Genomic DNA, 15,932 nt, shown 5'->3' with positions numbered 1-15,932 from the left:
CTTTTTTAACGTACTTCCGATGCCAGTTTTAGCAAATGTGCACTGAAATTCAGACCTTTACGTTTGGCATCCGTTAAATTCACTCTAAAACTCAGGTTATTCGCATCAGCAATTAGACCAATCATGGCGCCTTGGCGGAAGCCTTCACTTGTATCAGCCACTATCAAAACAGGCTCTTGCTCGAGTTCCGCTAACCAATATTGTGTTTGCTGGCGGTTCTGTTGGCTCAAAAAAAGTACATCACATTGACGCACTTGCTGGTTGTTTGGCAGTTCAATGGCAGTAATACTCTCTTGCATTTTTTGGGTCTTGAGCAGCTTTAGTACTTCTTGATAAAGCGCATGGTTGCCCACGACACAAAAATTTAAGGTTTCAGGTGGCGGAGGTGGCCATTTGCTAAATTGAGTAAAACGATATAAGAATGCCGCCTTGAGTTCGTTTTCAGTCAGACTTTGTGCGACACAAAAGGGCATAGTGATTAAAAAGCACAAGAAAATGAGCACTTTAATCATTATCCCAACTCCAGTTTATTGACAGGTGTACTTGCCTTTGTCTTTGTATATGGGGCACAAATCCATCCCCCGTAATATTGAGTATCTCCTCATCATTAAGGTTTCGAACACCCAGCGCAATGAATAGTCCATTGTCATTTTGCCAGCTAATACTTGCATCGTGCGTTGTATATTTAGGCAGCGTGCCGGTAAAAGTCTTTCTTTTACTGACAGTATGAGAATGAATACTAAATAAGAATTTCGAGCTGAGTGGCACACTAAAGCGCAGTTGAGCAATAAGACGCGGTGAGTTCGCAATGATATGTCCGCCTTCAATTTCGGTGCGTTGCAGTGCCATATTGGCTGCCAAGGACATACCACTAGGCCAACGTTTATCAATGCCCATCTCCAGCCCTTGGCTTTTGATTGGTGGCGTATTGAAGTAGACGGGCAAAAATACATCCTGATGGATCAGGTCGTCTACATCCGCTTGGTATAGCGTTGCAAATGAAGACAAAGAACTCGACCAATTATTGATTATACTAAGCTCGTTATAACTGACCGTTTCATTGCTCGGGTTGGGTAAGTCAAACGATTGGTTCGCATTGCGCTCAAGTACGTTAGTGACTCTAAATGCCTTACTGTGTCTGGCTAAAATACTATGTTTGGGAGTTAGGTGGTATTTTGCGGTAAGCGTAGGAGACCAACGCGCTTCACTAAAGTCAGAATTATCGTATCTTAATGCCCATTGCAATTTAAAGTTATCCGTTAATCGCCACAAATCCTGCATATAGATACCGTATCTCGACTCACTGCTTTTTTTCGTTAAATTGAGCCCATTTCGGATTGATGAAATTGCGGAGAACTCTTGGCGATGATCTCTTTGGTAGTCAACACCAATTAAAACTTCATGGTCATCAAGGCCTAAAAACATGAGCTGACCATCCAAATTACTCCATCGTCCAGAGTTTTTTATGTTGTCAGTTTCGGTGTTGCCATTTGCGAAGATGATCGGGATATTACGGGAGAGGTCATCACCATGAGTGGAAGCATGAAAATACAGCTCGGTATCTTCGCTTAACTTGCCGTCGTAGCTTAGTGCTAGTAAGTAAGCATCTCCTTTGAGTTTTTCTATTTCGGGCGTGTCTTGAACTGATAAACTTAGACCATCTGGAAAGTTTCGCTCACGACGCGATGCCGCAGCTTGAAATTGGAAACCGCCAGTTTGATGGCTAAACATAAGTCGAGTGCTTTTTTCTTCGTTTAAGTCTTGCCATGTAAGTAATTCATCGGGCGTGTCGATGACAGTGTAGGGTATTGAGTCGAGTTTAGTTCGACTGATTGAAAACCAGCTATCAGCTCCTGAGTCGGAACGCAGTCCAAAAGTGGCTCGGGCGTGTTTGGCATTGTCGTTGGTAAGCGACAAGGAGGTATCAACACCGCGTAATTTGGCTGATGTTTTTGTCACTATATTTATTACACCTAACAATGCGTTATTTCCATACAATGCAGCGGATGCTCCGGGACTGTATTCAACTCGCTCTATTAACCCAACATCGACAAAATTTTCATTGCCGAGTAAACCTGCGTCGAATAAGTTTTCGTTAATTCTGGTGCCATCGAGTAGGAATAGAATTCTGGAGTTAAAGTCTCCAGGTCGACCAATACCTCTGGCGCCGACATAGATAAATGAACTATCGTCGCGGATTGTGATCCCAGCAAAGAGAGAAATAATGTCAGCCAATGACTGAAGATTAAGTTGTCTAATTTCTTTGTCGGTTATTACATGTGTGATGGCCATGCTGTCACTGCTTGAGCGCTCTATGCGCGAGGCTGTGGATATTTGGGTATTACTTGGTAGCTCTTTTAGTTGTTGATTAAGTAAATCTTCTAGATCAGGAAGTGGCTCGGCATTTACATTCACACTCAATAAGATAGTGATGTAAACCATCATTCTTATTAATGCGCTCATGGAACGATCACCTTCTTGCGATAAACCTGAAAGTTGTTTTTGCCTGCTCGTTTAGCGGCGTACATGGCATCATCGGCGCAATTGAGCAAGTCCATTGGCGAGCTTGCATCTACAGGGGAATATGCTAAGCCTATACTGATCCCAATAGGCATGGTAGTGCCTTTGATCACGATAGGGTGGTTAATGCTGGAAACAATTCTGGCTGCGAGCTTCTCGGCATTTTCGGTCGATTCAATATGAGGTAGGAGTAGTGCAAACTCGTCCCCACCGAGGCGACATAATAGATCGTCGTTGCGAATAATTTCGCTAATGCGATTACCGACTTCAATTAGGGTTTCATCTCCAGCATCATGACCAAAGTTATCGTTTACAAACTTGAAGTTATCTAAGTCAATAAACATCAAGCAGCTTAACATCGGCTGAGTGATACCCTCTTTTGTTATCTCTTTGAGCATAGTGTTTAATGCAACTCGGTTGGGGAGTTTTGTGAGCGGATCGGTACGTACCATTTGTTTGAGTTGTTGGCCCTGTAACTGCTCTTGCTCTAGTTGTTGACGTAGTTCTGCTTGAGAAATATCTACACGTTTAAGTAGTTCGTTAAAACTACGCGTTAATATGCCGATTTCATCATCTCTGAAAACCTGAGCTCTGAGTTGGAAGTTATGCTCTTTGGTGACTGTCTGTGCCAATTGCGACAAAGAAAGCAAAGGAGCCAATGCACTTCTTTGTACCCCTGCGAGCATTAATGCTGATACAGTAAATAGTGCCATGGTCAATAAAGCGAGCATGAGGGTGAGCTGTAAGAACCAGTAAAGCAAACTGCTTAGGTCGACCACCATGACGAGATCGCCCTCCACCTTTCCTTTCATTTTTACTGGATAATAGAGCAGCATTTTAAGCCCAGAGTATAGGCGGCTTGGTTGCGAACCTGCTTCATTGTATAAAGTCGTCGGCTGAACAAAGCTGGGCTCAGCATATTCAGCAAATATCTCTCCACTGGGTTTGCGTAGAGCGATAAAGAGCACTTCTTTTTGTTCTCCAATCAATGTGAGTTCTTTGTTTGCTGTTTCACTGTCATTGAATAGCAGCATAGGCACAACATTGTGAGCCACTTGCGCTAAGTTGATTTCAGCGGTTTCTGCTTGTCTATCCCTTACCATAAACCATAACAATGCCGATGTAAGCGTAAACACTAAAAGCATTCCGCCAGCCATGACTGACATGTTTAATTGCGTTAATCGGCGTACTAGTGACATTGTAGGAAGTGGTTCGGTCAAAGGTACCTCACAAAACAAGTAAATGTAATGTTTTATAAAATATAGATGAGAGATCCTTAAAAGACAGCAAATTAGTAGAAATTACACTGACTTTTCAACACTGCTAATCGCTTTAGTAAATATTTGAGAGGAGTAATTAGCTTTAAACTCTAGACGAGGTTTTATTCGCTATATGTTTATTTAAGGTATTGAAAATCAGCTATTAGTTTTAAGCTAATACGTATTTACCACTTACAGATAGTTGTTTGGTTTTCATTATTCGAGTTGTTATAATGGCCGAAATTTTGAAATTTGATTTATCTAAGGGCTTGAAGTGAAAAGGATTTATGATCTATTTTATGTGTTGTTTTTTATTGCAGCTGCTTGTGTAGCACATGCTCAAGTTAGCGATAGCGCTCTAGAAATAGCAAACCCAGGCTATGGCATAGGAGCAATTCAAAAAGTTATATACGCTGATCAAGCTCGAATGATAGCGATCGATGAGTTGGACCAACGTCACTTTCTGACAATGCTCTCAAGAAAAGATAGCGGATTTGAAATTGATCAACGCTTCTATTTGGGCAAAAAAGTTACTTCCTTCTATCACTATTTGGATAAGGAAGATTTGATCATTGCAATTGGTACAGACGAAGGGAAGCTAAAGCTTTTTAACGCGAATAAAAAAAGTCTGCGCAGTGAAATATCTATTTCCAAACAAACCATTCACTCTATTTCACTTAAAAGTCACCAGGTGGGCAGTATAGAGCAATTATTGGTCTCCTCAGATAGCAAACTATATGTCGTCGATATCACCGATAATAGTGTTGTTACTGCTTATGATGTTGGTGAAGGTGCGATGGTACAGGGCAGTTTTACAACCAAAGGTGCTCATGAACTGTTGTTTTCAGATGGTTCAATATACACATTTGGGGTGTCTGGGGTAAAAAAAATCGCATCCTTAACGAAAAATAAACTTCAAGGCGTCCCTATATTAGCGAAAGATGAAGATGGAGATGGACTTGATGAAGTTTATCTACAAAGTGGGGGGGTAGAATTATCGTTGGACAACAGATCGTTGTCATTATTTAGTGTGAAGGATGATGAATATATATGGTCTAGGGGATATGGGAGCTTTCGCTCTTTATTTCCCAGTGAAAATGGAGGTAGCCCAAAAGCGCTCATGGTATCCGATTGGGAGATAATATATCCAATTGAAATGGACACAAATGAGTATTGCGTTTTGACATTAGGACTTGAAGTTACTTCAGTTTGTTATGAAAAACCATTTGAATACAATGGATATACCCGTAATGTTACTGCGTTTGTTTATGATTTTGATGCCGATGGCAAACTGGACTTGTTTGAATCAACGGCTGAGCCATATAGCTTAGGTCATACTGCGTATTCTAATATTGAGGATCCAATAATTTGGAAACGTATCTTCTTTCCCGATTTTAATTTTGGATGCTTCAACTCTTATCATAACTCTATTATCCGTTATCAAGGTGAAGATGCATTGAAATGTATCAGAAGCTCTTCTCATATCACAGCTATGGGAAATTTCAGTGGTCGCACTAGCTATTTTACGTCATCCATAGAAACTGGAAACTGGCTGTCACGCGGTGACGTTTCAGAACAATTTTTTCGTGACTATACAAAATTCTATGATGATGTGAACGGCGATAATGTAGACGATGTACTGATTTATATGAACTTCCGCGAAGGAGTAACGCCAGTTAATCAGATTGTTGTTGTTGATGGTACAGATGAGTCAACATCAATAGATTATGCGCCGCTGATTGATGCTTTTGGCGAGGAAAAGCCTTTGAAAGTCATCTACAGTACTAAAGACAAAGGTATATACTTTCTCTTTTCTTCGGGTATCTGGTTTTACTCCGTTGGAGAAGGGATTAAAGCAGTCGACTATCAGGTCCAGTTTGCTGATATCGCACCAAGTGCATTTTTAGGAAAACAGTCCCTATTTGGTTTATCTGAAGATGGCCACCTGCATTTGCTAAAGTCAGATGGTGTTCATGAGCAGCAGCTTTCTTTGTGTGAATCGGGAAAGGCATTTTCACTAAACGAAGTATCAGCCACAACGCTCGTGTTTAGCTGTGAGGGTTACTTCGGTTTATATGACACCGCAAACAAGCTTGTTGAGTGGCAATATGATGAGCCGCTTCATTTTCAGCGGGTATTTTTTAAAGCGTTAAACGATATAGGCTATTTTTACACATCTGGTTCAGACCCTATAGTGTATAAGAGAGAGCGCACTGAAGTAACGAGTAAAGAGCTAGCGCCGCAAAGCCTATCTGTGCATGTTGCATCATCAGTAGACTTTAAGTTGAAGAATTGGTTTTTGGGTGATTATTATTCAATTGAGCACCATCCTTACACTGGTGATCTTGGGTCTGTTGACCCGCAAACAGGTGCTTTTCAATATCAACCTAGTGTCATCGGCAAGGAATATTTAAGCTACAAAGTGATGAGTGATGACATGGCGGTGGCCCATGGCAGCGTGATCATTGAGGCATACAATAACGAGCCACAAGTTCAATCACTTGAGCTGCCCATACATTGGCAAGGGGTTTCCACTGTTAACTTAATCGGTGAAGACATAGACTTTGAAAATATTAATTATGAAATAGTCAGTCAACCGGACTCTGGAACAATAGTCAACTTGAACTCTGAAACAGGTAAAATTGAGTTTGACCCTCAAGCAAGCCTCGCAGACTTTATCACGTTTAGTTATCAGGTAACGGATTTGGTGAGCCATTCTGATACTGCACAAGTTGTATTAAAGTTGACTAATACGATCCCTCAGGCTCAAAGCGCCGAATACAAAGTTACAAAGAATCAAACGTTTACTGTGCAATTAAAAGCGGAAGATGCTGACGCTGATCCAATGAGTTACCATTTAGTTGATGCTGGTTCATTATCGGGAATTAGCTTAGACAGCGCTTCTGGTGAATTGAAGGTTTCATCGAATCAAATGACTAGAGCGATGACTTTTGAGTTTTATGTTAGTGATGGTCGTGATCAGTCTGAGCCTCAAAAAGTGACTCTTAACATAGATAACAGTGAGCTAAGCAATGAAAATGGTGCTTCAGGAAGTTTTGGTATGTTATTTTTTTGGCTTCAAATCATGATTATTGCATTATCAAGACGCGCTTACTTACCAAGACGTAGCAAATAATTAATGTGTGAACCACAAATTAGTTTGTGGTTCACACATCACATCCTATGCAACCCCTGCTTGTGCATCATTCTTAAGGTTTGACAACTCGTCAATCAACTCGAGTAATTCTGGCTCAAATTCATTGATTGGCTTTGATTGCTTGAGTGCCGTTTCAAGTATTTCCGCAAGGTTCTTTAGTTTTGGTACACCTGTGTAACAGCAGGCACCATGAAACTTGTGAATGACTTGCAGTAAAGTATCTGTATCTTGATTTTCATAGGCTTGCTCAATCGTCTCTAGCATGGGTTCTAGGCCATCTAACAGCATATTGAGCATCTCTAGTGCAAGATCTGGTTTTCCTCCCGCGTGTTGTAGAGCAAGTTGCCAGTCAAGAAGCGCACTTTCAAATGGCGCTACGCTATTGTGTATCACCGTTTTATTTTTATGCTTGCTGATAGGGGATTTTACGCTGTGGTCACTGATTGTTTGCCTTAGCATGTCTTCGTCGATTGGCTTAGTTAAATAACCTTTAAAGCCATCTTTAAGTAATTGCTCTTTTTCGCCTGTTAGCGCGTGTGCGGTGACTGCGATGATTGGTGTGTCTTCATTTAATGACGATTCGAGTATGGTCTTACAGGCGGTTATGCCATCCATAATCGGCATTTGTATATCCATAAAGATCAGGTCATATTTATGCGTTTTACACAGGCCAACAGCCTGAGCGCCATTGTGTGCTGTGTCGATTACTTCTACTTGCTCTTCCAACAAAGTTGAAAGGAGCTTTAAGTTGGCATCGTTATCATCGGCTATGAGCACCTTCATCGGTAGAATTTGAATATCACTTTCTTCGATGGCAATGGTTGGGTGATCCAAGCGATACGGTGCGGCTAATACTTCACACAATTTTCTATGGTTAAGCGGTTTACTTAAGCATGCATCTGCACCGCTTCCGATGAGCGACTCACGCATGTTGTGTGAAATGGTATTAAGCATGAGGTACAGGTAGTCGGCTGAATCCCTAGCTTTGGCAATGTAACTCTTCACGGTTTGCATTTGTTCAACATTGGCCATGGCACCGATCAAACAAATATCAAAGCTAAAGTCTTTGCCAAGCGCTGTGAAAAACTCTTCTTCTGTTTGGCATGAGGTGATCTGCATATTCCACTCATCGAGTTGGGCAACCACCGAAGCATGGGTATGACTTTGCGGCTCAAAATACAAAATACGTTTGTTGGTCAAAGAGCCGTTAGGCAAATCGTCATTGTATAAACGATTTGGTAATTCAAAGATGGCATTAAAGGTAAAGCAAGTTCCGTTACCGGGCGCTGAGTTTAAAGTGATACGGCCTTTCATTGCTTCAACAATGTGCTTGGTGATGATTAGACCTAACCCAGTGCCACCAAATTTACGAGTGATACTTGAGTCGGCTTGTGCAAATGGAATGAATAGCGCGTCTTGCTTATCCATCGCAATACCAACGCCAGTGTCACTAACAGACACCAGTAAAGAGGCGTGAGAGTCATCAAGTAAACGATAAGTAATATCGACTTTGACTGAGCCTTTTTCCGTAAACTTAACGGCGTTACTGATCAAGTTGATCAACACCTGTTTGAATCGAGTTGGGTCGCCCACTAAGTTATCAGGCACTTGACGGTTAATCGAAATGGATAATTCAAGGTTCTTTTCATGCGCGCTAGGGGCCAAGAGTGTCATGACTTCGTTGACCGAATCTCGTAGCTGAAATTGGATATTTTCTAAATCCATTGCGCCTGCTTCTAGTTTTGAAAAGTCCAAAATATCACTGATGATAGTAAGCAGACTGTTGGCCGACAGTTCGATGGTATCTAAGTAATCTTTTTGATGTTTGTTAAGCGGTGTTTTGTACAACTGTCTGGTAAAACCAATTACGCCGTTGAGTGGCGTTCTTAACTCGTGACTCATTTTCGCTAAAAAGTCAGATTTTACGCGGTTTGCATCTTGCGCTTCTCGTTTGGCGATATTGAGCTGGATGTTTTGTGTTTCGTACTGCTCCAGCGTTTCTTTATAGTCGCTGGTGGCTTGGTCAATGTGCTTTTGCATCTCATCACGTTGGCTGATCATTTTTTCGTTGATGGTATTTAAACCTAGGCGCAAGAGTTCAAATTCTCCGACCATTTCGTGGTCAATATCAATATCTCTTTTACCTTCCACGAGCTTGTCGGTAGCGAGAAGCAGTTGCGAAAGGGGCATGGTAAACATTTTGCTTAGGCGTAGTGATAGGAAAGCACTCAGGAACAAGGCAAATAATATAACGCTACTACTCCAAATTAATGCCCGCTGTTGAGAGATAAGCGCCTGATTTTGGCTGACCTCTATTGCTAAAATTGCGATAGTTTTTGGGTGTGTTGAATTCCAGCGTTCCATATGTTTTGAGTGGTTTTTGACCGGGGTAAAAAACACGAAAGTATCATTGAGCTTCACTAGCTCGGTTTTGTGCAGTTGCGATATATCACCAAAAAAATAAAGTTTTTCAAAGTGTTCATGGTAATTACTGGTGAGTAGTAACTGATTGTCTCGATCAAATAGCGCAATACTTTTCACCAGCGGGGCATGTTTATTGTGTGCGGTACTAATAATGCGGTGTAATTCGGCCCTATCATGTTCTATCACGGCGTGCTCGGCGGCAATGGCGAGCGGCTCAGAAATACTGCTTCCTTGTTGATAGAGAATTTCTTCAAGCTCAACATAACGATTTACGGTAAAATAGCCTCCAAGTATTAAGCCGATCAGCACAGTGGGAATTAATGTAAGAACGAGAATGCTGTCACGCAGGCTAAGTTTAGTCATGTAAGGCAGTAGTCTGAGTTGTTTATTTCTCAATAGATTATCTAGTTAGTTGCTGATTAGCAATGTTTAAGGGGCAGAGTATGGCGCAGTTTTTTCGTGCTAAGGCATCATCTTCAAAAGGCAAAACCATAGAGCTTGAAATTGAGTCGATAGATCATCAAGGGCGCGGTGTGGGCAGGCATCAAGGCAAAGTGTGTTTTGTTGAGGGGGCGTTAGCAAAAGAGCGTGTGAAAGCACAAATCATTCATGAAAAAGCCAAGCTTATAGAAGCAAAGCAAGTAAAAGTGGTCAACCGCAGTGAAGATAGAGTGACGCCGTTTTGCCAACATTATCAGCAATGTGGTGGCTGTCAGTTACAGCATTTGGCACATACAAAACAGTTGGTACACAAGCAACAGGCGCTCGATGTTTTGTTTAAAAAGTTTACACAAAAATCGGCTATGCCTTGGCAACCATCGATTGAAAGTGAGCCGAGCCACTATCGACGTGCAGCACGTATAGCTTGTATTTTTGATAAAAAGACTCAGCAGCTAAAACTTGGCTTTCGTAGCGCTGGCAGTAAACACATTATTAATATTGCGCAATGCGATGTGCTGTCAGAAGCCTTTGCGACGAGTTTTGCTCAATTGCGAGAAACCATTGCCAGTCACAAGGCATATAGCTCAATTAGCCATATCCAATTGTGTGATGCGGATAATGGTCAATATGCCTTGTTTAGGCATACAAAACCCATTGCGGATGAACATAAACAGGCACTTGAACAGCATTTTGTTGCACAACAATGGCAGGTTCTTTGGGACAATGGGCAAGATCCCGTTGCTTATCAGCAATTACCTCACTACCAGGTTGCCGATTTACACTTTGATTTTAAGCTAGACAACTTTATTCAAGTTAACCGAGCTGTGAATGAGCAAATGTTACATCAGGCGCTTTCGTGGCTTAATCCAACCTCGCAAGATAAGGTACTCGATTTGTTTTGCGGTATCGGTAACTTTTCATTATTGATGGCAAAACAAGCAAACAGTGTGGTTGGGGTGGAAGGTTCGCAGTCTTCGGTTGCAATGGCTAAGCAAAATGCGCACACTAATCAACAAAGCAATTTGGATTTTTATTGTTTTGATTTAACGCGCGCATTAACAGAGGCTGAGTGGTTTTCTTCTAAGTTTAACGTTTTGCTGCTTGACCCTTCTCGAACAGGGGCTTATGAAATACTCAAGCAAATGCCATTAACGCAGTTTGAAAGAGTATTATATGTTTCATGCGATCCTGTGACGCTTGCTCGCGACAGTACATTGCTTTTAGATGCCGGATTTGAACTACAAAAAATCGGGCTCATGAATATGTTTCCACATACAGGACATATCGAAACTATGGCGTTATTCCACAGGAGGTAATAGGAATGGTTGCTACTCGCCAATCGCATCAACAACAGCTCCCCGCTGATTTTTCAGCGCGGTTGTCTTTGCTTGACTTATCAGACGAGAAAATGACTCGGCTGCAGCAAGCCCATGGTTTGTGCCCGGCTGAACCTGACGCAGAGATGTTGCACAATGCCATCGAAATGGTCGAAATTTTAGCTGAGTTGAATCTTGATGCAGAGTCTTTAGCAACCGCCTATTTAACCCCTTATTTTTTGTCTAATTTGGTCGATGTTGACAAGGTCGACAGTGAGCTGGGGAGTAACATTGCGTTATTGCTGCGTGGCGTAGAGCAAATGGCCACCATCAGCACTTTGGCTCATCAAGGCAAAGGCCATGTGCAAATCGACAACATTCGTCGCATGTTATTGGCGATGGTTGAAGATGTGCGTGCCGTGGTGATCAAGTTAGCAGAGCAAATTTGTCATCTGCGTGCAGTAAAAAATGCCGATGAAGATGAGCGGGTGATCGCCGCTAAAGCAACTGCCAACATCTTTGCTCCGCTGGCAAATAGACTGGGTATAGGCCAGTTGAAGTGGGAGCTTGAAGATCTTTCTTTTCGTTACCTGCATCCTGACACCTACAAAAAAATTGCCAAGCAACTGGCTGACAAGCGCCTTGATCGTGAAGCCTACATGGAGAACATGGTTAAGCTGGTAAGCGATAAGTTATCGGCTGCGGGCATCAATGCACAGGTTTATGGTCGACCAAAGCACATTTACAGTATCTATAAAAAGATGTCGCAGAAAAACTATGAGTTTGATCAACTATTTGATATTCGCGCTATGCGCATCGTGGTGGATCAAATTCAAGACTGTTATGCCGCTTTAGGGATTGTTCACACCAGTTGGCGTCATCTGCCGAAAGAGTTTGACGATTATGTCGCCACACCAAAGCAAAATGGCTATCAGTCAATTCACACTGTGGTATTTGGCCCAGAAGGCAAGACCGTCGAGATCCAAATTCGTACCGAAGAAATGCATCAAGACGCAGAACTGGGTGTGGCTGCCCACTGGATGTACAAAGAAGGAGCGTTGCCTGGGCGTGGCTCAGGTTATGAGCAAAAAATTAGTTGGCTAAGAAAACTGTTACAGTGGCAAGAAGAAGTTGTTGATGGCAGTGACTTAGCGGATGAGCTTAAAAATCAAGTAGTGGAAGATAGGGTTTATGTGTTCACGCCGAAAGGGGATATTTTTGATTTGCCTTTAGGTGCAACGCCACTGGATTTTGCTTACTACATTCATTCCAACGTGGGGCATCGCTGTATTGGTGCCAAAGTGTTTGGCAAAATTGTACCGTTTACTTACAAGCTATCAACGGGCGATCAGGTCGACATTCTTACTCAAAAGAATGCCTCACCGAGTCGTGATTGGCTAAACCCATCATTGGGTTACATTCATTCTTCGCGCGCGCGTAGCAAAATTCATCACTGGTTTAAGCAGCAAGACCGAGACAAAAACGTCCAAGCGGGCAAAGAAATTCTCGATACGCAATTGGCCAAACTTGATTTGACCTACAAGCAACTTGAGCCAGCTATAGAGCGTTTTAACTTCAAAAGCGTTGATGATTTAATGGCGGCCATCGGTGCCGGTGACATTCGTCTCAATCAATTTTTGAATTACGTTCAAGACAAGCCTGAAGAGCTGCCTAAGCTGAAAATAGCCTCTCCGCGCAAGCGCAAAGGCGACAAAAATGGCATTGTCGTGGAAGGGGTGGGTAGCTTGATGAGCCATGTGGCTAAATGCTGTCAGCCTGTGCCGGGTGATGAAATTGTAGGATACATTACCCAAGGGCGAGGTATCGCTGTACACCGGACCGACTGCGACGCGTTTGCTCATATTTGTGACTTGCATCCAGAACGTGAAATTGCGGTAAGTTGGTCAGAGGAAATTCAATCAGCCTATGCGATTACGGTACGTATTGAAGCGCACGATAGGCAGGGGCTTATTCGCGACATTAGTTCGATACTGGCTAATGAAAAGGTCAATGTGTTGAACATGAATGTGCAAACTAACGACGAACGTGCCGTTGCGGTGTTTGAAATGAAAATTGAAGTGTCTGACCTTTCAGCAATGAATCGACTTCTCACCAAACTACACCAAATTGAAGGTGTGTTTGAAGCAAAACGTCAGCATTAGGTGAGTACTTACTACTATGAGTAAAGAGATCACACAGCTTCTTGAAATAATGGCTACCTTACGCGACCCAAATAAGGGTTGTGATTGGGATAAAAAGCAAACCTTTCAATCGATTGTGCCACATACATTGGAAGAAGCCTATGAAGTGGCGGATGCCATAGAAAAGCAAGATATGGCTGCGCTTAAAGACGAATTAGGCGACTTACTGTTCCAAGTGGTTTTTTACGCGCAAATGGCCAAAGAGCAGGGCGCGTTTGATTTTGAGCAAATTGTCGCGAATTTGAATGACAAACTTACTCGTCGTCATCCACATGTTTTTTCAGAGCAAAAATCACTGACGGATGAAGAATTGGAAGCGCAGTGGCAGGCGATAAAAGCACAAGAAAGGCAACACAAAGCACCAGAACAAGCAGCGCTTTGGAGCGATATACCTCGCGCCATGCCTGCACTTTCTCGCGCCTTAAAAGTGCAAAAGCGCGCTGCAGCGTTGGGTTTTGATTGGCCTGATTATCATGGCGCGCTCGATAAAGTTGCTGAAGAAGTGGAGGAGGTCAGCGAAGCACTTGCGGTTGATCCCAATTCGGCCCACAGCGGCGAAGAATTAGGAGATTTATTATTTGCGACCGTTAACGTAGCCAGACATGCGCAGCATGACCCAGAGCAAATCTTACGTCTAGCCAGTGATAAGTTCGTAAAACGTTTTGCCCAAGTGGATAGCACGTTACAGCAAAAAGGCTTGAGTCTAGAGCAGGCCACACTGGCACAAATGGATGAGGCTTGGGAACAAGTTAAAAAACAACAAGGTTAAATATTTGCAACTTGTTTATGCTTAATTTTCGCTGGATTGATTTATCCTGCTTTGCTATACTATCGCCCCGTCCTGATTCTATTTGAATTCCATTTTTTCCTGATATTCTAGGGTTCGCATGAGTACAAAATTTATCTTCGTAACGGGCGGAGTTGTTTCCTCCTTGGGTAAAGGTATTGCAGCTGCATCATTGGCCGCTATTTTAGAAGCACGTGGCTTGAATGTAACTATTCTTAAGCTGGATCCTTATATCAACGTTGACCCGGGCACAATGAGCCCAATTCAACACGGTGAAGTATTTGTCACCGAAGACGGCGCTGAGACTGACCTAGACCTAGGTCACTACGAGCGTTTTGTTCGTACCAAAATGACCCGTCGTAACAACTTCACTCAAGGTCGAGTATTCGAAGACGTACTACGCCGTGAGCGTAAAGGCGAATACCTAGGTGCAACTATTCAGGTGATCCCACATATCACCAACGATATTAAACGTCGTGTATTAGAAGGCGCTGAAGGCTACGACATCGCAATCGTTGAAGTAGGTGGCACGGTGGGTGACATCGAGTCGCAACCATTCCTAGAAGCACTACGTCAACTAGGCACTGAGCTTGGCAGAGAGCACGCGTTATTTATGCACTTAACGCTTGTGCCTTTTCTTGGTACAGCAGGTGAAGTTAAAACCAAACCAACACAGCACTCAGTAAAAGAACTGCGTTCAATTGGTATCCAGCCTGACATTTTAGTATGCCGTTCTACATGCCGACTACCAGCTAATGAACGTGCAAAAATTGCCTTGTTCACTAACGTTGAAGAGAAAGCAGTTATCTCGCTTCCTGACGTAGACAGCATTTACAAAATTCCTGCACTACTTAAATCACAAGATTTAGATAACCTAGTGTGTCGTCGTTTCTACCTAGAAGCACCTGAAGCTGACTTGTCTGAGTGGGAACAAGTATTGTATCAAGAGTCAAACCCAACGGGTGAAGTGACCATTGGTATGGTGGGTAAATACATTGAATTACCTGACGCGTACAAGTCAGTAAACGAAGCACTTAAGCATGCGGGCCTTAAAAATCGCTTAACCGTTAAAATCGAATATGTTGACTCTCAAGATATTGAAAGCAAAGGCGTAGATAGATTATCGCACCTAGACGCAATCTTAGTACCAGGTGGCTTCGGTAATCGTGGTGTTGAAGGCAAAATTTTAGCGGCGAAGTATGCCCGCGAAAACAAAATTCCTTATCTTGGTATTTGTTTAGGTATGCAGGTTGCGCTTATCGAGTATGCGCGTAACGTAGCAGGCCTTGAAGGCGCAAATTCAACTGAATTTGACGCAAAATCGGCGCACCCAGTTGTGGGTTTGATCACTGAGTGGTTAGATGCAGAAGGTAACGTAGAATTACGTGACGAAGAGTCAGACCTAGGTGGCACAATGCGTTTAGGCGCACAAAAGTGTCATTTGAAGAAAGGCTCAAAAGTACGTGATGTGTACGGCAGCGATGAGATCGTAGAACGTCACCGTCACCGCTATGAAGTGAATAACCATTACGTTGAGCGTTTGGAAAAAGCAGGCCTACAATTCACAGGGTTATCAGAAGATAAAAAGCTGGTAGAGATCATTGAAAACAAAGATCACCCTTGGTTTATTGCGGCACAATTCCACCCGGAATTTACTTCAACGCCAAGAGATGGACATCCACTATTTGAAGGTTTTGTTGCGGCGGCGTACAGCTACCAAAAAGCAAACTCTTAACTGATGAAAGCCGTGCTTATGCGCGGCTTTTTTATGGCTTAGTAAGCAGCGATTTATATTTATCTTCAGTCATAAATCTAAACCAGTGCTTA

At 42.7% G+C, this 15,932-nt stretch carries 9 protein-coding genes; 5 read left to right on the top strand and 4 right to left on the bottom strand.

Going from position 1 to position 15,932, the window contains the following annotated elements; translation table 11 throughout:
* Window positions 1–5 precede the first annotated feature (5 nt).
* Genes AC5FX4_RS14755 through AC5FX4_RS14745 form a run of 3 tightly spaced genes read right to left on the bottom strand, consistent with a single transcriptional unit; the run spans window position 6 to window position 3,719 of the window.
* Window positions 6–512: a YfiR family protein gene (locus AC5FX4_RS14755; RefSeq protein ID WP_493607114.1), complete on the bottom strand. Its 507-nt coding sequence runs from the start codon at window positions 510–512 to the stop codon at window positions 6–8.
* The gene (locus AC5FX4_RS14750; protein WP_493607113.1) at window positions 505–2,463 is read right to left on the bottom strand and encodes a TonB-dependent receptor plug domain-containing protein; all 1,959 of its coding nucleotides are present in this window, start codon (window positions 2,461–2,463) and stop codon (window positions 505–507) included. The genes AC5FX4_RS14755 and AC5FX4_RS14750 overlap by 8 nt, the downstream gene beginning before the upstream one ends.
* On the bottom strand, window positions 2,460–3,719 hold the full coding sequence (locus AC5FX4_RS14745; protein WP_493607112.1) for a sensor domain-containing diguanylate cyclase: 1,260 nt from the start codon (window positions 3,717–3,719) through the stop codon (window positions 2,460–2,462). Before AC5FX4_RS14745 ends, AC5FX4_RS14750 begins: the two co-directional genes overlap by 4 nt.
* Window positions 3,720–4,053: 334 nt before the next feature.
* Between AC5FX4_RS14745 and AC5FX4_RS14740 the strand changes: the two genes are divergently transcribed.
* On the top strand, window positions 4,054–6,915 hold the full coding sequence (locus AC5FX4_RS14740; RefSeq protein ID WP_493607111.1) for an Ig-like domain-containing protein: 2,862 nt from the start codon (window positions 4,054–4,056) through the stop codon (window positions 6,913–6,915).
* Window positions 6,916–6,960: 45 nt separating this feature from the next.
* On the opposite strand, the gene barA is transcribed toward AC5FX4_RS14740, so the two are convergent.
* Window positions 6,961–9,723 carry a two-component sensor histidine kinase BarA gene (barA, locus tag AC5FX4_RS14735; protein WP_493607110.1) on the bottom strand — a complete coding sequence of 921 codons (2,763 nt, stop codon included), beginning with the start codon at window positions 9,721–9,723 and terminating at the stop codon, window positions 6,961–6,963.
* Between the two features lie 80 nt (window positions 9,724–9,803).
* Between barA and rlmD the strand changes: the two genes are divergently transcribed.
* The 4 genes from rlmD to pyrG all read left to right on the top strand — a co-directional run bounded on the left by rlmD (window position 9,804) and on the right by pyrG (window position 15,840).
* Complete coding sequence (rlmD, locus tag AC5FX4_RS14730; protein WP_493607109.1) at window positions 9,804–11,117, top strand: 23S rRNA (uracil(1939)-C(5))-methyltransferase RlmD; 1,314 nt, start codon at window positions 9,804–9,806, stop codon at window positions 11,115–11,117.
* Window positions 11,118–11,122: 5 nt separating this feature from the next.
* Window positions 11,123–13,279, top strand: a complete 2,157-nt coding sequence (relA, locus tag AC5FX4_RS14725) for a GTP diphosphokinase (protein ID WP_493607108.1) — start codon at window positions 11,123–11,125, stop codon at window positions 13,277–13,279.
* Window positions 13,280–13,295: 16 nt separating this feature from the next.
* Entirely contained in the window at window positions 13,296–14,087 is a 792-nt protein-coding gene (mazG, locus tag AC5FX4_RS14720) for a nucleoside triphosphate pyrophosphohydrolase (RefSeq protein WP_493607107.1), read from the top strand.
* Window positions 14,088–14,205: 118 nt separating this feature from the next.
* Window positions 14,206–15,840, top strand: a complete 1,635-nt coding sequence (gene pyrG, locus AC5FX4_RS14715) for a CTP synthase (protein ID WP_493607106.1) — start codon at window positions 14,206–14,208, stop codon at window positions 15,838–15,840.
* Window positions 15,841–15,932: the final 92 nt, after the last annotated feature.

Source organism: Pseudoalteromonas sp. ATL1 (assembly GCF_058933015.1).
This window is presented reverse-complemented; position numbering and strand designations above follow the sequence as displayed.